Source organism: Enterococcus sp. RTP21361st1_A6_RTP21361_211029 (genome assembly GCF_040910045.1).
GTDB classification, from domain to species: Bacteria; Bacillota; Bacilli; order Lactobacillales; family Enterococcaceae; genus Enterococcus_D; species Enterococcus_D gallinarum.
In genome coordinates this window covers 1-19,113 of record NZ_JBDGBK010000059.1, presented here as the reverse complement: position 1 = coordinate 19,113, position 19,113 = coordinate 1, and the positions used below count along the sequence as shown (strand labels likewise).

Sequence of the window (19,113 nt, the reverse complement as noted above, 5' to 3'; positions counted from 1 at the left end):
TTTGCCATCTTCGGACACGTCCTTTTCTTAGTAGTTAGATTCTACCAAATCGTGTCCATGAAATCATCCTAACATCAAAGTTATCTTTTTCTTTAAATGAGCCAGAGGTATTTGCTTGTTTCACCCATTTATCAAAAGTAGACGGGGTTAAATCATACTCTCTGATAATATCGGTTCTCTTTTTCCCTGACGCATATAACTGAACCATTTGATTTTTAAACTCTTTAGTAAACGTTCGACGTGGTTTTCTTTCTGACATTAACAATTCCTCCAGTGTGTTTTCTTATATTTTACACACCTTATTTTTATTGTCTAGTTCAGTGTAACCTATCCAGGCTACAATTAACTAGACAGAAAAATTAAGGTGTGTAGACTAGAAGAAAACATACCAGGAGGAATTTTTATGTCTAAGAGAACACGAAGAACTTTTTCACAAGAATTCAAGCAACAAATCGTCAATCTTTACTTAGCTGGAAAGCCACGTGTAGAAATCATTCGAGAATATGAACTAACGGCTTCAGCATTTGACAAATGGCTAAAGCAATCTAAAACGAGTGGTTCATTCAAAGAAAAAGATAATCTTACGCCTGAACAAAAAGAATTGTTAGAACTACGTAAAAGAAACCAGCAATTAGAAATGGAAAATGATATTTTAAAGCAAGCAGCGCTGATATTCGGACGAAGAGACAAGTAATCGATGCGAATAAGCATCTTTACCCTATATCAGCGATGTGCAGAATATTAGTTCTATCACGTCAGTCCTATTATTATCAATCAAAACCAAAGAAAGACGAATCAGAACTTGAAGAAGTAGTCGCTGAAGAATTTATCCGCAGCCGAAAGGCCTACGGCTCAAGAAAAATAAAAAAAGCCTTATCAAAACGAGGCATTCAGATCAGCCGACGAAAAATTAGTAGAATCATGAAAAATAGAGGATTAAAATCGAGCTATACTGTTGCTTATTTTAAAGTACATCATTCTACTTGCAATGAAGCCAAAACGACAAACGTATTGAATCGTAAATTCTTAAGAGACAACCCATTAGAAGCGATCGTAACAGACTTGACTTATGTACGAGTCGGGAAAAAATGGAATTATGTCTGTTTCATTTTGGATCTGTTCAATCGAGAAATTCTCGGCTATTCTTGTGGAGAACATAAAGATGCCGTTCTAGTAAAAAAAGCATTTAGCCGTATCAAACAACCTCTGACAGAGGTTGAGATTTTTCATACTGATCGTGGAAAAGAGTTTGATAACCAGCTATTGATGAATTATTAACAACTTTTGACATCAATCGATCATTGAGTCATAAAGGCTGTCCTTTTGATAATGCCGTAGCTGAATCAACTTATAAGTCGTTGAAAGTAGAATTTGTCTATCAATACACATTTGAAACCTTACAACAATTGGATTTGGAGTTATTTGACTATGTCAATTGGTGGAACCACCTTCGGTTGCACGGTACACTTGGCTACGAGACACCGGTTGGTTACCGTAACCAGAGATTGGCGCAGTGAATCCTTGATAATGAGCTCGGATGTGCTAACGCTAGCGAGGCAGTCTAACTTTAACTGTTAGCTCCTGCCGAAGATCGTCACATCCGAGGAGGCTCATTGTCAAGGACAATCGGAATAGCATACGGAAAGAAGTTCTGCACCTTATAAAATTTGTCAAAAAAACTGTTGCCATTCCAAAAATGATTACGCAGGAGGAATTGTTGGGAAAGTAATATTCTCTACTTGTTATATCGATTTATTCGCTGTAAAAAAGAAATATAGAAATAAAGGTATTGGAAGAGAATTATTTAATACAGTTGAAAATTATTGTCGAATAAATAGCGTTAAATATATTTATCTAACAACTCAAGATTATCAGGCTTTGGAATTTTATTTACATTTTGGATGTAAGGTATTTGGAGAATTACCTGATGTTCCTTTTAAGAATACAACAAAATTTTTTTGATTAAGATAATCCAGTACTATATATGAGCTATAACATTAACTTGTTACCTTTAAAAATTAGTTGAAAGCAGAAATATCATTAAGCGTAATAATAGTTGAAGCTAGTTAAGTAGGGAAATAACTAGTTTCAACTATTTTTTAAACGTGTATTGTTTATTTAAATCTTATGTTTTTTAACTGATCTTTATTAAGCTTTCTAAATTTAGAAGGGCAGTAACCTAGAGTTTTGGAAAAAGTTTTAGAAAATAAAAATTCATCTTTGTATCCAACTTTTTGAGCTATTTCTTTAATTGTATTATCGGAATCAATTAGTAGATCTACAGCGATTCTAATTCTATGATTGGTTATTATTTTTTTAGGACTAGAGTTAAATTTAGATATACATAGTTTATATAGCTGACTGTAACTTATGTTAAAATATTGAGCTATTTTTTTAGGAGAAATATCGTTCATATAATGGTTATTAATATAGTCAATAATGTTAACTTGAGTTGGTTTATTTGTGATTAAAGAAGGTGCCAAAAAAGTTTTTTTAATATGATATAAAAAATCATATATACTTGCTATATTTCTTAATTCTTTTAAAGTTTCCGGTTCATCAATTAGTTCTCTATTTTCACATACTATTTTCAATAGTGTGTTTTTTATTTTTTTATTCATATTCTTAGTCAAGCTAACTGTATGAGTATTTAGTAAAGTTGTTTCTTTCAAAAATTCAGAAGTCTTATCACCTTGTATACCTAACCAAATCAGTGTCCAAGGTTTCTTTTTATCTGTATAATACTTCACTTTTTGACCTTGAAAAAAAAAGAAAATATCGTGTTCTTTAAGTTCAAAATGTTGAGCTTCTACTTCTAAGAATCCCTTACCAGATAAAACATAATGAAATATCCATTTTTGTTGAACTATATAATTACGAATAGAAGAATTGGGATGATAAGATTCATATCCGCATTGGGAAAGGGAAATTGGAGCAGAAACTGACTTATTATGATACCAAAAATCCTCCATTATTATCCTCCTTTATAGAACTAACTATGAAGAAAATACCATGTTTTAAGTATAGATTATCATGTTTAAATGGTCAATAATAATTATATACTATAACTGGATAGCGCTTTCTAATTATTTTCTTTTTGAAGGAGTGAATGTGATGATTGATAAAATAATGAATACAATTCAGAATAAAGTTTTACCTATAGCTACTAAGATTGGGAATCAACGATTTTTAGTAGCTTTAAGAGATTCATTTATAGGGACAATGCCTATAGTAATGACAGGTTCAATTGCGTTGTTAATCAATGCTTTTTTGGTTGATATTCCTGATCAGTTTAATTTACAAAAGATTACGTCGTTCTTCCAATGGTGGGTGGATATTAATAACTTGGTTTTTAAAGGTAGCATTTCGATAGTAGCTTTGCTTTTTATTTATTGTTTAGGAGTAAATATTGCCAAAATATATAAAACAGATACTTTGTCTTCAGGACTAGTCGCACTGTCTTCATTTATTATTTCCATAGGTAATTCTATGACTTCAACTTACAATTTATCGAATAATAATAATATTGACTTAACAACACTATTTACTGGGGTTGAGGGAATAAAAGTTACAGGTAGCAGTTTAAATGTGACTATATCAGGATTGTTGCCTGGTACTCAAATTAATTCAAATGGTTATTTTACTGCAATAATCATAGGTTTTTTATCTTCAATTATTTTTTGTAAACTCATGAATAAAAATTGGACAATTAAATTACCTGATACAGTTCCTCCAGCTATTGCTAAACCATTTTTATCAATAATTCCAGCTCTAGTTTCATTGTATATAGTAGCTATTTTTACTTTTTCATTCACTAAAATTACGGATTTATTAATTATAGATTGGATATACAAAGTATTACAAACACCGATGTTAGGCTTATCTCAAAGTTTTCTTGCAGTGGTATTAGTGGCAGTCTTAACACATTTTTTCTGGTTTTTCGGTATTCATGGTGGAAATGTTATGGCGCCTATTATGGAAGGTGTATTTGGAGTGGCTCTATTAGCTAATTTAGAAGCTTATCAAAACAATGAAACTATTCCTTATGTTTGGACAAGCGTATCATACGGATCGTTTGTCTGGTATGCAACTTTAGGTTTATTAATTGCGATTTTTTGGGTATCAAAAAATAGTCATTATAAAGAAGTTGCAAAACTTGGAATTATGCCTGTTTTGTTTAATATTGGTGAACCAGTAATGTATGGATTACCTACTGTATTAAATCCTATTTTATTTATTCCGTTTTTGTTATGTCCTGCTGTAATGTCTAGTGTGGCTTATTTAGTAACAGATTTTAGGGTGGGTTTCTCCAGTAACACAAAATGTAACTTGGGTAATACCACCGGTCTTATATGGATTCTTTTCGATAGGATTTGATTGGAGATCAATTATTTTATAAATTATTAATTTATTTTTAACCATGATAATTTATTTGCCATTTGTTAGAATGGCAAATAAGAAAATTGGATAATTTTTAAGTAAGTCGTAGTTAGTGTGTATTAGAAGTATGATAAGCCTCATTTTTGATATATTAAGGAAGTAGAAGACATGCAAACGTTTGAGATAAAAGAAGAATTTTTGGTAGATGGAAAACCAACTAAATTGATTAGTGGCGCAATCCATTATTTTCGCATGACGTCGGCGCAATGGGAAGATAGTTTATACAATTTGAAAGCACTGGGTGCGAATACCGTAGAGACTTATATTCCTTGGAATCTGCATGAGCCAGTGGAAGGCATCTATGACTTTGAGGGGATGAAAGACATCGTCGCTTTTGTGTCATTGGCGCAAGAACTTGGCTTGATGGTCATTTTGCGGCCATCTGTCTATATTTGTGCGGAATGGGAATTCGGAGGGCTACCTGCTTGGTTGCTGAAAGAGCACGTGCGATTGCGTTCAACTGATCCACGATTTATGGCAAAAGTCCGTTCTTATTTCAGTGTGCTTTTACCAAAATTAGTTCCTTTGCAAGTGACACATGGCGGACCAGTCATCATGATGCAAGTCGAAAATGAATATGGTTCTTATGGTATGGAGAAAGAGTACTTGCGGCAAACGAAACAGTTGATGGAAGAATTCAGTATTGATGTTCCGTTATTTACGTCAGATGGTGCTTGGGAAGAAGTGCTGGATGCGGGCACACTGATTGAAGAGGATGTTTTCGTAACAGGAAATTTCGGGAGTCATTCCAAAGAGAACGCTGCAGTGATGAAGGCATTTATGGCAAAACACGACAAAAAGTGGCCGATTATGTGCATGGAATACTGGGACGGTTGGTTCAATAGTTGGGGAGAACCGATTATCAAGCGTGATGGCCAAGATTTAGCTAATGAAGTCAAGGATATGCTAGACTTGGGTTCATTGAATCTCTATATGTTCCATGGCGGAACCAACTTTGGTTTTTATAATGGTTGTTCTGCTCGTGGTGTGTTGGATTTGCCACAAGTGACTAGCTATGACTACGATGCGTTATTGACGGAAGCTGGCGAGCCGACTGAGAAATACTTCCATGTACAAAGAGCCATTAAAGAAGTATGTCCTGAAGTGTGGCAAGCCGAGCCCCGCAGGAAAACATTTGGTTCTTTAGGAACATTCCCTGTGCAAAACAGCGTCTCACTATTTGCGGTAAAAGACCAGATGATGACGGCCCAAGAAACGATGTATCCAATAACGATGGAAGAAGCAGGACCTGGTTATGGGTATATGCTTTATTCAGTAAACTTAAAAAATTATCATCACGAAAATAAGCTCAAAGTTGTGGAGGCCAGTGACCGATTGCATCTTTTTGCAGACGGTAGCCTGCAGACAATTCAATATCAAGAAAACCTTGGGGAAGAAGTGATGATCAAGGGTACGCCAGAGAAAGAATGGATTGAACTAGATGTTTTAGTAGAGAACTTAGGCCGAGTGAACTATGGCTTTAAATTGAATGGGCCGACACAAGTGAAAGGCATTCGTGGGGGAATCATGCAAGACATCCATTTTCATCAAGGCTATCGGCAATATGCATTGACATTGTCAGCAGATCAACTCAAAAAAATCGATTATACTGCCGGTAAAAATCCGGCCCAACCTTCTTTTTATCAAGCTGAATTCACATTGACTGTCCTCGCGGATACATTTATCGATTGCCGCAGCTATGGCAAAGGGGTGGTCATCGTCAACGGTATCAACTTAGGTCGTTACTGGCAAAGAGGACCGATTCATTCCTTGTATTGTCCGAAAGAGTTTTTGAAGAAAGGCACAAATGAGATCGTGATTTTTGAAACGGAAGGGATAGAAATTAATGAGCTCATCTTTTGTGGACAACCGATAGTCAAGAAACTTTTGACTAATGATTTTTCTGAAATAGGTTCAAATATCCATAACCATATAGACAGCTAGTTTAAATTTATTGCAGCAAACCAATCATTGTATGTGTCGCGATTTTTCCAAATCTCAATACTTATTCTAACGCATCACAAATATTTATCTCAACAAGTCTCGAATGATTTTTACTTTTCATTTATGGTTCAAGCAGTGAATAATTTACACTTTCTTTTGAGATTGACTTATATTCGCGATAAACATCCTAAATGATAGTAGATAATTTAAGCATTTGATCGTTGATAAAAGGTATAATTATAGATTCATCACAGATACATTGCTTTTTTCGAAGAAACTATAAAAAATGAGAGTCTAGGTTATTTGAGAATATCAATTGAGCAAGTACAAATAACTCCAAATTTAGTAATATTCCTAATTGATTATTGGTGAGTAATTAAAAAGGAATACTCAAGCTACTTGTATAGCATAGAAAATCAGCATTCAATCAGACAATTAGGATTGAATGCTGACTTTTTTGTTATATTGATATTTTTAATTATCTTCTTTATTTTCTTCTAGTTTTTCGAAAAATAGGTATTCTCTGATTGTTGTATTAGTGGAAAGGGGATAAAGGAGCATATTGATCGTGCAACAAAACAACAATGAGATATCTACACAACACCAATTTGATGCCTACTGTAAAAAAGTATTACGCAATGAAGCTAAGTCTATTCGAAAACGAAACGATAAAATAAAAGAAAATGAGGAACCATTAAATGATTTAAATGAAGGTAAGTATTCACAAACTCATTTAGATGAGCAAGATGTTTATTTCTTATTTGGAATGGAGATATTAATTTCAGATCAGAAGTTATCAGCAGCAATTGATCAGTTATCGGATACAAGGAAAAAGATTGTTTTACTTTATTATTTTGCAGGTTTTAATGATACTGAGATCGGTAAAATTTTCAACATGAGTACAAGTGGTATCTGGTATCAACGAACGAAAGCGGTTGAACAATTGAAAATGGAATATGGCTTATGGTAGACAAACAAAGGAACCAACATTACCCATTAGTTCCTATATCTATTATCTTATCTGCTTTGAAAGAAGACCCAATTTCAATCAAAATGATACTTAAACATTACCACGGTTATATAACTAAGTTATGTTTAAAAAATGGATTTAATGAGGTGGGGCAATTTATTACCTATGTAGATGAATATATGCTAAGACAGCTAGAAATTAAATTGATAGAGGCTATATTGAAATTTAAAGTTAACTAATTAAAAAGTCCCCTTTCCACTTTTTCTATCTAAAAGAATCTTCTAATATTTGAGAGATATGTTTTTTAGTTAGAAAACCTATTGATCATTGAAAATTAAATAAATTCTATCAGTACGTTAACACTTCAAGGAGCATATTTTAGTTGCGCCATGATCTCTTATTGTAAAGAAGGAGCGATTAAAATTCTGAAATAGTTTTTATAGTCAATAAAAAGCGATGATTTGAAGTTGGGATAATGATACTTCCGTAAGGCTCGCCGTAAACTTGGGGAGAGGTGAAATTCCTATGTACTTTTGACAAAAGTGGCTGATAGATTAATTATTGTTAATAGAAAGGAAGAGACAATCATGTCAAAGAATAACAATAAAAGTAATTCATCAGAGTTAGAAAAATATTTGTTTCATCCAGAAAAGATAGAGGATTCTAATAATAAAATGAAGAGGATAAATCAACTACCATTAGTTTTAACGAATAAAGATTTAAAAGAACAATTTCAAATAAGTGATAGTACTTTAAACCGTCTTATAAAATTAGGTGATTTTCCAAGCTGCTGGTTTGGCATTAGAGGACATTACCTTAGAGATGACATTTTAGAATGGGTAAAAAAAGGAAATGAAGAATATTTTTGCGATCAGTTTCGTTTATTACGATTATTGTAGAATTTATCTTTTTGTCTGCATGTTGTATAATTATTTCATAGATAGAAAGATTTTCAAGCACTTCCGATTGTTGGGTTCCTTCGTAATTGGAGGTAAGAATAAATGGAAAATATGAGTCGTTTTAAAAAACATATTACTGCAACGGGAAAAATTACTTGGTACTTTCAGGCTTTTCGAACTACGAGACGAGGTTTTAATTCTAAACGTGAAGCTCAGCTTGCTTATCTTGAAATGGAAAAACAACATAGAAATAAGCAAAAAAGGCTTGCTAGTAATGATAAATTTAGTGTTGTTAGTCAAAAGTGGTTTGAATATTATCGATCACTAAACGAACAAAAGGTGGCAACGTATGATAAACGAGAAGAACAGGTGAAAATACTTAATCGATGGATTGGTGGTAAAAAATTAAGTAGTTTATCATCAGAAGAACTACAAAAATTCCTTTTCATTTTAAAAGAAAAGGGAATTGATGGCGTTAATGTTGGTTATGCTAAAAATAGTTTACAATCTCTTGTTCAGGTTCTAAATATGGTTTTTAATTATTGTAAGAAAAAGAATTTGATAAATGAGAATCCAATGAAGTTTGTTAAAATGCCTAAATATCAGTTATCTGTTAAAGATTTAAAAGAGTCTGTCAACAGTTTAGAAGATAAGTTTTTAACAGTGGATGAATTACGAGCTTTTTTAAACTATGGGATAGTTTATGAAGAGTTACCCATGTCTGTTCTTTTTCATGTTTTGTTTTATACTGGGTGTCGTGTGAGTGAAGCGCTTGCTTTACAGCCTCAAGATATAGATTTTGAACGAAATGAAATTTTATTTTATAAACAGACAGCAGTAAAAGGAAAAAGTAAAGATTTTCGAATAGAAACTACAAAAACTGTTAGTTCTGCAAGAAGAGTACCCGTCACACCATTAGTAATGGAGAAATTGTTATAATTAATTGATGTATTAAATAAAACAAAAAGAAATAGTAATTTTGTTGTAGATGAAACTTATTTATTTGTTTATCTCGATCCTGGAAAGCGTGGAGTTCCTTATCGTCGTGAATATGTAAACGATCATGTTAAACGTTGTGTAGAGCGATGTGGGATTAACAAAGATTTTCACACCCATTTGGCTCGTCATACTATGGCTAGTTTAGTGGCAGAGTATTGCAGTTGGGATGTTTTAAAGGATCGTTTAGGTCATACAGACAGTACAACCTCAAAAATATATCGCCATTTAACATCAACTGAAAAGTTAAAGCCTCTGACTGCTTTTAATTCTTTAGAAGGTTAAAAAGATGGTGAAAGTACTGGTATTACAGGATTCTTGAAAAACAATTTTTTAATAGGTTAGTCAAAGTGTAGTCAGAGGCTTTAACTTTTCAGTTGATGTTAAATGGCGATATATTTTTGAGGTTGTACTGTCTGTATGACCTAAACGATCCTTTAAAACATCCCAACTGCAATACTCTGCCACTAAACTAGCCATAGTATGACGAGCCAAATGGGTGTGAAAATCTTTGTTAATCCCACATCGCTCTACACAACGTTTAACATGATCGTTTACATATTCACGACGATAAGGAACTCCACGCTTTCCAGGATCGAGATAAACAAATAAATAAGTTTCATCTACAACAAAATTACTATTTCTTTTTGTTTTATTTAATACATCAATTAATTATAACAATTTCTCCATTACTAATGGTGTGACGGGTACTCTTCTTGCAGAACTAACAGTTTTTGTAGTTTCTATTCGAAAATCTTTACTTTTTCCTTTTACTGCTGTCTGTTTATAAAATAAAATTTCATTTCGTTCAAAATCTATATCTTGAGGCTGTAAAGCAAGCGCTTCACTCACACGACACCCAGTATAAAACAAAACATGAAAAAGAACAGACATGGGTAACTCTTCATAAACTATCCCATAGTTTAAAAAAGCTCGTAATTCATCCACTGTTAAAAACTTATCTTCTAAACTGTTGACAGACTCTTTTAAATCTTTAACAGATAACTGATATTTAGGCATTTTAACAAACTTCATTGGATTCTCATTTATCAAATTCTTTTTCTTACAATAATTAAAAACCATATTTAGAACCTGAACAAGAGATTGTAAACTATTTTTAGCATAACCAACATTAACGCCATCAATTCCCTTTTCTTTTAAAATGAAAAGGAATTTTTGTAGTTCTTCTGATGATAAACTACTTAATTTTTTACCACCAATCCATCGATTAAGTATTTTCACCTGTTCTTCTCGTTTATCATACGTTGCCACCTTTTGTTCGTTTAGTGATCGATAATATTCAAACCACTTTTGACTAACAACACTAAATTTATCATTACTAGCAAGCCTTTTTTGCTTATTTCTATGTTGTTTTTCCATTTCAAGATAAGCAAGCTGAGCTTCACGTTTAGAATTAAAACCTCGTCTCGTAGTTCGAAAAGCCTGAAAGTACCAAGTAATTTTTCCCGTTGCAGTAATATGTTTTTTAAAACGACTCATATTTTCCATTTATTCTTACCTCCAATTACGAAGGAACCCAACAATCGGAAGTGCTTGAAAATCTTTCTATCTATGAAATAATTATACAACATGCAGACAAAAAGATAAATTCTACAATAATCGTAATAAACGAAACTGATCGCAAAAATATTCTTCATTTCCTTTTTTTACCCATTCTAAAATGTCATCTCTAAGGTAATGTCCTCTAATGCCAAACCAGCAGCTTGGAAAATCACCTAATTTTATAAGACGGTTTAAAGTACTATCACTTATTTGAAATTGTTCTTTTAAATCTTTATTCGTTAAAACTAATGGTAGTTGATTTATCCTCTTCATTTTATTATTAGAATCCTCTATCTTTTCTGGATGAAACAAATATTTTTCTAACTCTGATGAATTACTTTTATTGTTATTCTTTGACATGATTGTCTCTTCCTTTCTATTAACAATAATTAATCTATCAGCCACTTTTGTCAAAAGTACATAGGAATTTCACCTCTCCCCAAGTTTACGGCGAGCCTTACGGAAGTATCATTATCCCAACTTCAAATCATCGCTTTTTATTGACTATAAAAACTATTTCAGAATTTTAATCGCTCCTTCTTTACAATAAGAGATCATGGCGCAACTAAAATATGCTCCTTGAAGTGTTAACGTACTGATAGAATTTATTTAATTTTCAATGATCAATAGGTTTTCTAACTAAAAAACATATCTCTCAAATATTAGAAGATTCTTTTAGATAGAAAAAGTGGAAAGGGGACTTTTTAATTAGTTAACTTTAAATTTCAATATAGCCTCTATCAATTTAATTTCTAGCTGTCTTAGCATATATTCATCTACATAGGTAATAAATTGCCCCACCTCATTAAATCCATTTTTTAAACATAACTTAGTTATATAACCGTGGTAATGTTTAAGTATCATTTTGATTGAAATTGGGTCTTCTTTCAAAGCAGATAAGATAATAGATATAGGAACTAATGGGTAATGTTGGTTCCTTTGTTTGTCTACCATAAGCCATATTCCATTTTCAATTGTTCAACCGCTTTCGTTCGTTGATACCAGATACCACTTGTACTCATGTTGAAAATTTTACCGATCTCAGTATCATTAAAACCTGCAAAATAATAAAGTAAAACAATCTTTTTCCTTGTATCCGATAACTGATCAATTGCTGCTGATAACTTCTGATCTGAAATTAATATCTCCATTCCAAATAAGAAATAAACATCTTGCTCATCTAAATGAGTTTGTGAATACTTACCTTCATTTAAATCATTTAATGGTTCCTCATTTTCTTTTATTTTATCGTTTCGTTTTCGAATAGACTTAGCTTCATTGCGTAATACTTTTTTACAGTAGGCATCAAATTGGTGTTGTGTAGATATCTCATTGTTGTTTTGTTGCACGATCAATATGCTCCTTTATCCCCTTTCCACTAATACAACAATCAGAGAATACCTATTTTTCGAAAAACTAGAAGAAAATAAAGAAGATAATTAAAAATATCAATATAACAAAAAAGTCAGCATTCAATCCTAATTGTCTGATTGAATGCTGATTTTCTATGCTATACAAGTAGCTTGAGTATTCCTTTTTAATTACTCACCAATAATCAATTAGGAATATTACTAAATTTGGAGTTATTTGTACTTGCTCAATTGATATTCTCAAATAACCTAGACTCTCATTTTTTATAGTTTCTTCGAAAAAAGCAATGTATCTGTGATGAATCTATAATTATACCTTTTATCAACGATCAAATGCTTAAATTATCTACTATCATTTAGGATGTTTATCGCGAATATAAGTCAATCTCAAAAGAAAGTGTAAATTATTCACTGCTTGAACCATAAATGAAAAGTAAAAATCATTCGAGACTTGTTGAGATAAATATTTGTGATGCGTTAGAATAAGTATTGAGATTTGGAAAAATCGCGACACATACAATGATTGGTTTGCTGCAATAAATTTAAACTAGCTGTCTATATGGTTATGGATATTTGAACCTATTTCAGAAAAATCATTAGTCAAAAGTTTCTTGACTATCGGTTGTCCACAAAAGATGAGCTCATTAATTTCTATCCCTTCCGTTTCAAAAATCACGATCTCATTTGTGCCTTTCTTCAAAAACTCTTTCGGACAATACAAGGAATGAATCGGTCCTCTTTGCCAGTAACGACCTAAGTTGATACCGTTGACGATGACCACCCCTTTGCCATAGCTGCGGCAATCGATAAATGTATCCGCGAGGACAGTCAATGTGAATTCAGCTTGATAAAAAGAAGGTTGGGCCGGATTTTTACCGGCAGTATAATCGATTTTTTTGAGTTGATCTGCTGACAATGTCAATGCATATTGCCGATAGCCTTGATGAAAATGGATGTCTTGCATGATTCCCCCACGAATGCCTTTCACTTGTGTCGGCCCATTCAATTTAAAGCCATAGTTCACTCGGCCTAAGTTCTCTACTAAAACATCTAGTTCAATCCATTCTTTCTCTGGCGTACCCTTGATCATCACTTCTTCCCCAAGGTTTTCTTGATATTGAATTGTCTGCAGGCTACCGTCTGCAAAAAGATGCAATCGGTCACTGGCCTCCACAACTTTGAGCTTATTTTCGTGATGATAATTTTTTAAGTTTACTGAATAAAGCATATACCCATAACCAGGTCCTGCTTCTTCCATCGTTATTGGATACATCGTTTCTTGGGCCGTCATCATCTGGTCTTTTACCGCAAATAGTGAGACGCTGTTTTGCACAGGGAATGTTCCTAAAGAACCAAATGTTTTCCTGCGGGGCTCGGCTTGCCACACTTCAGGACATACTTCTTTAATGGCTCTTTGTACATGGAAGTATTTCTCAGTCGGCTCGCCAGCTTCCGTCAATAACGCATCGTAGTCATAGCTAGTCACTTGTGGCAAATCCAACACACCACGAGCAGAACAACCATTATAAAAACCAAAGTTGGTTCCGCCATGGAACATATAGAGATTCAATGAACCCAAGTCTAGCATATCCTTGACTTCATTAGCTAAATCTTGGCCATCACGCTTGATAATCGGTTCTCCCCAACTATTGAACCAACCGTCCCAGTATTCCATGCACATAATCGGCCACTTTTTGTCGTGTTTTGCCATAAATGCCTTCATCACTGCAGCGTTCTCTTTGGAATGACTCCCGAAATTTCCTGTTACGAAAACATCCTCTTCAATCAGTGTGCCCGCATCCAGCACTTCTTCCCAAGCACCATCTGACGTAAATAACGGAACATCAATACTGAATTCTTCCATCAACTGTTTCGTTTGCCGCAAGTACTCTTTCTCCATACCATAAGAACCATATTCATTTTCGACTTGCATCATGATGACTGGTCCGCCATGTGTCACTTGCAAAGGAACTAATTTTGGTAAAAGCACACTGAAATAAGAACGGACTTTTGCCATAAATCGTGGATCAGTTGAACGCAATCGCACGTGCTCTTTCAGCAACCAAGCAGGTAGCCCTCCGAATTCCCATTCCGCACAAATATAGACAGATGGCCGCAAAATGACCATCAAGCCAAGTTCTTGCGCCAATGACACAAAAGCGACGATGTCTTTCATCCCCTCAAAGTCATAGATGCCTTCCACTGGCTCATGCAGATTCCAAGGAATATAAGTCTCTACGGTATTCGCACCCAGTGCTTTCAAATTGTATAAACTATCTTCCCATTGCGCCGACGTCATGCGAAAATAATGGATTGCGCCACTAATCAATTTAGTTGGTTTTCCATCTACCAAAAATTCTTCTTTTATCTCAAACGTTTGCATGTCTTCTACTTCCTTAATATATCAAAAATGAGGCTTATCATACTTCTAATACACACTAACTACGACTTACTTAAAAATTATCCAATTTTCTTATTTGCCATTCTAACAAATGGCAAATAAATTATCATGGTTAAAAATAAATTAATAATTTATAAAATAATTGATCTCCAATCAAATCCTATCGAAAAGAATCCATATAAGACCGGTGGTATTACCCAAGTTACATTTTGTGTTACTGGAGAAACCCACCCTAAAATCTGTTACTAAATAAGCCACACTAGACATTACAGCAGGACATAACAAAAACGGAATAAATAAAATAGGATTTAATACAGTAGGTAATCCATACATTACTGGTTCACCAATATTAAACAAAACAGGCATAATTCCAAGTTTTGCAACTTCTTTATAATGACTATTTTTTGATACCCAAAAAATCGCAATTAATAAACCTAAAGTTGCATACCAGACAAACGATCCGTATGATACGCTTGTCCAAACATAAGGAATAGTTTCATTGTTTTGATAAGCTTCTAAATTAGCTAATAGAGCCACTCCAAATACACCTTCCATAATAGGCGCCATAACATTTCCACCATGAATACCGAAAAACCAGAAAAAATGTGTTAAGACTGCCACTAATACCACTGCAAGAAAACTTTGAGATAAGCCTAACATCGGTGTTTGTAATACTTTGTATATCCAATCTATAATTAATAAATCCGTAATTTTAGTGAATGAAAAAGTAAAAATAGCTACTATATACAATGAAACTAGAGCTGGAATTATTGATAAAAATGGTTTAGCAATAGCTGGAGGAACTGTATCAGGTAATTTAATTGTCCAATTTTTATTCATGAGTTTACAAAAAATAATTGAAGATAAAAAACCTATGATTATTGCAGTAAAATAACCATTTGAATTAATTTGAGTACCAGGCAACAATCCTGATATAGTCACATTTAAACTGCTACCTGTAACTTTTATTCCCTCAACCCCAGTAAATAGTGTTGTTAAGTCAATATTATTATTATTCGATAAATTGTAAGTTGAAGTCATAGAATTACCTATGGAAATAATAAATGAAGACAGTGCGACTAGTCCTGAAGACAAAGTATCTGTTTTATATATTTTGGCAATATTTACTCCTAAACAATAAATAAAAAGCAAAGCTACTATCGAAATGCTACCTTTAAAAACCAAGTTATTAATATCCACCCACCATTGGAAGAACGACGTAATCTTTTGTAAATTAAACTGATCAGGAATATCAACCAAAAAAGCATTGATTAACAACGCAATTGAACCTGTCATTACTATAGGCATTGTCCCTATAAATGAATCTCTTAAAGCTACTAAAAATCGTTGATTCCCAATCTTAGTAGCTATAGGTAAAACTTTATTCTGAATTGTATTCATTATTTTATCAATCATCACATTCACTCCTTCAAAAAGAAAATAATTAGAAAGCGCTATCCAGTTATAGTATATAATTATTATTGACCATTTAAACATGATAATCTATACTTAAAACATGGTATTTTCTTCATAGTTAGTTCTATAAAGGAGGATAATAATGGAGGATTTTTGGTATCATAATAAGTCAGTTTCTGCTCCAATTTCCCTTTCCCAATGCGGATATGAATCTTATCATCCCAATTCTTCTATTCGTAATTATATAGTTCAACAAAAATGGATATTTCATTATGTTTTATCTGGTAAGGGATTCTTAGAAGTAGAAGCTCAACATTTTGAACTTAAAGAACACGATATTTTCTTTTTTTTTCAAGGTCAAAAAGTGAAGTATTATACAGATAAAAAGAAACCTTGGACACTGATTTGGTTAGGTATACAAGGTGATAAGACTTCTGAATTTTTGAAAGAAACAACTTTACTAAATACTCATACAGTTAGCTTGACTAAGAATATGAATAAAAAAATAAAAAACACACTATTGAAAATAGTATGTGAAAATAGAGAACTAATTGATGAACCGGAAACTTTAAAAGAATTAAGAAATATAGCAAGTATATATGATTTTTTATATCATATTAAAAAAACTTTTTTGGCACCTTCTTTAATCACAAATAAACCAACTCAAGTTAACATTATTGACTATATTAATAACCATTATATGAACGATATTTCTCCTAAAAAAATAGCTCAATATTTTAACATAAGTTACAGTCAGCTATATAAACTATGTATATCTAAATTTAACTCTAGTCCTAAAAAAATAATAACCAATCATAGAATTAGAATCGCTGTAGATCTACTAATTGATTCCGATAATACAATTAAAGAAATAGCTCAAAAAGTTGGATACAAAGATGAATTTTTATTTTCTAAAACTTTTTCCAAAACTCTAGGTTACTGCCCTTCTAAATTTAGAAAGCTTAATAAAGATCAGTTAAAAAACATAAGATTTAAATAAACAATACACGTTTAAAAAATAGTTGAAACTAGTTATTTCCCTACTTAACTAGCTTCAACTATTATTACGCTTAATGATATTTCTGCTTTCAACTAATTTTTAAAGGTAACAAGTTAATGTTATAGCTCATATATAGTACTGGATTATCTTAATCAAAAAAATTTTGTTGTATTCTTAAAAGGAACATCAGGTAATTCTCCAAATACCTTACATCCAAAATGTAAATAAAATTCCAAAGCCTGATAATCTTGAGTTGTTAGATAAATATATTTAACGCTATTTATTCGACAATAATTTTCAACTGTATTAAATAATTCTCTTCCAATACCTTTATTTCTATATTTCTTTTTTACAGCGAATAAATCGATATAACAAGTAGAGAATATTACTTTCCCAACAATTCCTCCTGCGTAATCATTTTTGGAATGGCAACAGTTTTTTTGACAAATTTTATAAGGTGCAGAACTTCTTTCCGTATGCTATTCCGATTGTCCTTGACAATGAGCCTCCTCGGATGTGACGATCTTCGGCAGGAGCTAACAGTTAAAGTTAGACTGCCTCGCTAGCGTTAGCACATCCGAGCTCATTATCAAGGATTCACTGCGCCAATCTCTGGTTACGGTAACCAACCGGTGTCTCGTAGCCAAGTGTACCGTGCAACCGAAGGTGGTTCCACCAATTGACATAGTCAAATAACTCCAAATCCAATTGTTGTAAGGTTTCAAATGTGTATTGATAGACAAATTCTACTTTCAACGACTTATAAGTTGATTCAGCTACGGCATTATCAAAAGGACAGCCTTTATGACTCAATGATCGATTGATGTCAAAAGTTGTTAATAATTCATCAATAGCTGGTTATCAAACTCTTTTCCACGATCAGTATGAAAAATCTCAACCTCTGTCAGAGGTTGTTTGATACGGCTAAATGCTTTTTTTACTAGAACGGCATCTTTATGTTCTCCACAAGAATAGCCGAGAATTTCTCGATTGAACAGATCCAAAATGAAACAGACATAATTCCATTTTTTCCCGACTCGTACATAAGTCAAGTCTGTTACGATCGCTTCTAATGGGTTGTCTCTTAAGAATTTACGATTCAATACGTTTGTCGTTTTGGCTTCATTGCAAGTAGAATGATGTACTTTAAAATAAGCAACAGTATAGCTCGATTTTAATCCTCTATTTTTCATGATTCTACTAATTTTTCGTCGGCTGATCTGAATGCCTCGTTTTGATAAGGCTTTTTTTATTTTTCTTGAGCCGTAGGCCTTTCGGCTGCGGATAAATTCTTCAGCGACTACTTCTTCAAGTTCTGATTCGTCTTTCTTTGGTTTTGATTGATAATAATAGGACTGACGTGATAGAACTAATATTCTGCACATCGCTGATATAGGGTAAAGATGCTTATTCGCATCGATTACTTGTCTCTTCGTCCGAATATCAGCGCTGCTTGCTTTAAAATATCATTTTCCATTTCTAATTGCTGGTTTCTTTTACGTAGTTCTAACAATTCTTTTTGTTCAGGCGTAAGATTATCTTTTTCTTTGAATGAACCACTCGTTTTAGATTGCTTTAGCCATTTGTCAAATGCTGAAGCCGTTAGTTCATATTCTCGAATGATTTCTACACGTGGCTTTCCAGCTAAGTAAAGATTGACGATTTGTTGCTTGAATTCTTGTGAAAAAGTTCTTCGTGTTCTCTTAGACATAAAAATTCCTCCTGGTATGTTTTCTTCTAGTCTACACACCTTAATTTTTCTGTCTAGTTAATTGTAGCCTGGATAGGTTACACTGAACTAGACAATAAAAATAAGGTGTGTAAAATATAAGAAAACACACTGGAGGAATTGTTAATGTCAGAAAGAAAACCACGTCGAACGTTTACTAAAGAGTTTAAAAATCAAATGGTTCAGTTATATGCGTCAGGGAAAAAGAGAACCGATATTATCAGAGAGTATGATTTAACCCCGTCTACTTTTGATAAATGGGTGAAACAAGCAAATACCTCTGGCTCATTTAAAGAAAAAGATAACTTTGATGTTAGGATGATTTCATGGACACGATTTGGTAGAATCTAACTACTAAGAAAAGGACGTGTCCGAAGATGGCAAA

General features: G+C 33.0%; 12 protein-coding genes and 8 pseudogenes. 10 read left to right on the top strand and 10 right to left on the bottom strand.

Annotation, left to right across the window (positions count from 1 at the left end):
* Positions 1-79: 79 nt before the first annotated feature.
* Positions 80-259, bottom strand: a pseudogene (locus AB5Z52_RS11155) (transposase); the annotation flags it as partial.
* 144 nt (positions 260-403) lie between these two features.
* Here AB5Z52_RS11155 and AB5Z52_RS11150 point away from each other — a divergent pair.
* Both AB5Z52_RS11150 and AB5Z52_RS11145 read left to right on the top strand, forming a co-directional pair.
* Positions 404-1,517, top strand: a pseudogene (locus AB5Z52_RS11150) (IS3 family transposase).
* 148 nt (positions 1,518-1,665) lie between these two features.
* Positions 1,666-1,962 carry a GNAT family N-acetyltransferase gene (locus tag AB5Z52_RS11145; protein ID WP_137264734.1) on the top strand — a complete coding sequence of 99 codons (297 nt, stop codon included), beginning with the start codon at positions 1,666-1,668 and terminating at the stop codon, positions 1,960-1,962.
* Positions 1,963-2,114: 152 nt separating this feature from the next.
* Here AB5Z52_RS11145 and AB5Z52_RS11140 read toward each other — a convergent pair whose 3' ends face one another.
* On the bottom strand, positions 2,115-2,972 hold the full coding sequence (locus AB5Z52_RS11140; RefSeq protein ID WP_137264732.1) for an AraC family transcriptional regulator: 858 nt from the start codon (positions 2,970-2,972) through the stop codon (positions 2,115-2,117).
* Between the two features lie 142 nt (positions 2,973-3,114).
* Here AB5Z52_RS11140 and AB5Z52_RS11135 point away from each other — a divergent pair.
* The 6 genes and pseudogenes from AB5Z52_RS11135 to AB5Z52_RS11110 all read left to right on the top strand — a co-directional run bounded on the left by AB5Z52_RS11135 (position 3,115) and on the right by AB5Z52_RS11110 (position 9,534).
* Positions 3,115-4,471, top strand: a pseudogene (locus tag AB5Z52_RS11135) (PTS sugar transporter subunit IIC).
* 77 nt (positions 4,472-4,548) lie between these two features.
* On the top strand, positions 4,549-6,384 hold the full coding sequence (locus tag AB5Z52_RS11130; RefSeq protein ID WP_368243875.1) for a beta-galactosidase family protein: 1,836 nt from the start codon (positions 4,549-4,551) through the stop codon (positions 6,382-6,384).
* A 568-nt stretch (positions 6,385-6,952) separates the two neighbouring features.
* Positions 6,953-7,354 (top strand): RNA polymerase sigma factor, encoded by a 402-nt coding sequence (locus tag AB5Z52_RS11125; protein ID WP_002297668.1) that lies wholly within the window; start codon positions 6,953-6,955, stop codon positions 7,352-7,354.
* Positions 7,348-7,593 carry a helix-turn-helix domain-containing protein gene (locus AB5Z52_RS11120; RefSeq protein ID WP_002360096.1) on the top strand — a complete coding sequence of 82 codons (246 nt, stop codon included), beginning with the start codon at positions 7,348-7,350 and terminating at the stop codon, positions 7,591-7,593. Before AB5Z52_RS11125 ends, AB5Z52_RS11120 begins: the two co-directional genes overlap by 7 nt.
* A gap of 348 nt (positions 7,594-7,941) precedes the next feature.
* On the top strand, positions 7,942-8,253 hold the full coding sequence (locus AB5Z52_RS11115) for an AlpA family transcriptional regulator (RefSeq protein ID WP_002297662.1): 312 nt from the start codon (positions 7,942-7,944) through the stop codon (positions 8,251-8,253).
* Positions 8,254-8,355: 102 nt separating this feature from the next.
* Positions 8,356-9,534: pseudogene (locus tag AB5Z52_RS11110) on the top strand (tyrosine-type recombinase/integrase).
* A gap of 60 nt (positions 9,535-9,594) precedes the next feature.
* Here the strand turns inward: AB5Z52_RS11110 and AB5Z52_RS11105 are convergent.
* From AB5Z52_RS11105 to AB5Z52_RS11080, 6 genes and pseudogenes are all read right to left on the bottom strand, one after another.
* Positions 9,595-10,758 (bottom strand): annotated as a pseudogene (locus AB5Z52_RS11105) (tyrosine-type recombinase/integrase).
* Between the two features lie 102 nt (positions 10,759-10,860).
* Positions 10,861-11,172, bottom strand: coding sequence for an AlpA family transcriptional regulator (locus tag AB5Z52_RS11100; RefSeq protein WP_002297662.1), 312 nt, complete (start codon positions 11,170-11,172; stop codon positions 10,861-10,863).
* A 348-nt stretch (positions 11,173-11,520) separates the two neighbouring features.
* Entirely contained in the window at positions 11,521-11,766 is a 246-nt protein-coding gene (locus tag AB5Z52_RS11095) for a helix-turn-helix domain-containing protein (protein ID WP_002360096.1), read from the bottom strand.
* On the bottom strand, positions 11,760-12,161 hold the full coding sequence (locus tag AB5Z52_RS11090) for an RNA polymerase sigma factor (protein ID WP_002297668.1): 402 nt from the start codon (positions 12,159-12,161) through the stop codon (positions 11,760-11,762). The genes AB5Z52_RS11095 and AB5Z52_RS11090 overlap by 7 nt, the downstream gene beginning before the upstream one ends.
* Positions 12,162-12,729: 568 nt before the next feature.
* Entirely contained in the window at positions 12,730-14,565 is a 1,836-nt protein-coding gene (locus tag AB5Z52_RS11085) for a beta-galactosidase family protein (protein ID WP_368243875.1), read from the bottom strand.
* 77 nt (positions 14,566-14,642) lie between these two features.
* Positions 14,643-15,999, bottom strand: a pseudogene (locus AB5Z52_RS11080) (PTS sugar transporter subunit IIC).
* Positions 16,000-16,141: 142 nt separating this feature from the next.
* Here AB5Z52_RS11080 and AB5Z52_RS11075 point away from each other — a divergent pair.
* On the top strand, positions 16,142-16,999 hold the full coding sequence (locus AB5Z52_RS11075) for an AraC family transcriptional regulator (protein ID WP_137264732.1): 858 nt from the start codon (positions 16,142-16,144) through the stop codon (positions 16,997-16,999).
* Between the two features lie 152 nt (positions 17,000-17,151).
* Here AB5Z52_RS11075 and AB5Z52_RS11070 read toward each other — a convergent pair whose 3' ends face one another.
* Positions 17,152-17,400: a GNAT family N-acetyltransferase gene (locus AB5Z52_RS11070; protein WP_368262342.1), complete on the bottom strand. Its 249-nt coding sequence runs from the start codon at positions 17,398-17,400 to the stop codon at positions 17,152-17,154.
* 196 nt (positions 17,401-17,596) lie between these two features.
* Positions 17,597-18,710, bottom strand: a pseudogene (locus AB5Z52_RS11065) (IS3 family transposase).
* A 144-nt stretch (positions 18,711-18,854) separates the two neighbouring features.
* On the opposite strand from AB5Z52_RS11065, the pseudogene AB5Z52_RS11060 reads away from it, so the two are divergent.
* Positions 18,855-19,034: pseudogene (locus AB5Z52_RS11060) on the top strand (transposase); the annotation flags it as partial.
* Positions 19,035-19,113: the final 79 nt, after the last annotated feature.

Excerpts from the sequence above, each read along its gene's own strand:
- AB5Z52_RS11140 (WP_137264732.1), bottom strand. The coding sequence starts at position 2,972 with ATGGAGGATTTTTGGTATCATAATAAGTCAGTTTCTGCTCCAATTTCC.
- AB5Z52_RS11130 (WP_368243875.1), top strand. The coding sequence starts at position 4,549 with ATGCAAACGTTTGAGATAAAAGAAGAATTTTTGGTAGATGGAAAACCA.
- AB5Z52_RS11120 (WP_002360096.1), top strand. The coding sequence starts at position 7,348 with ATGGTAGACAAACAAAGGAACCAACATTACCCATTAGTTCCTATATCT.
- AB5Z52_RS11115 (WP_002297662.1), top strand. The coding sequence starts at position 7,942 with ATGTCAAAGAATAACAATAAAAGTAATTCATCAGAGTTAGAAAAATAT.
- AB5Z52_RS11100 (WP_002297662.1), bottom strand. The coding sequence starts at position 11,172 with ATGTCAAAGAATAACAATAAAAGTAATTCATCAGAGTTAGAAAAATAT.
- AB5Z52_RS11095 (WP_002360096.1), bottom strand. The coding sequence starts at position 11,766 with ATGGTAGACAAACAAAGGAACCAACATTACCCATTAGTTCCTATATCT.
- AB5Z52_RS11085 (WP_368243875.1), bottom strand. The coding sequence starts at position 14,565 with ATGCAAACGTTTGAGATAAAAGAAGAATTTTTGGTAGATGGAAAACCA.
- AB5Z52_RS11075 (WP_137264732.1), top strand. The coding sequence starts at position 16,142 with ATGGAGGATTTTTGGTATCATAATAAGTCAGTTTCTGCTCCAATTTCC.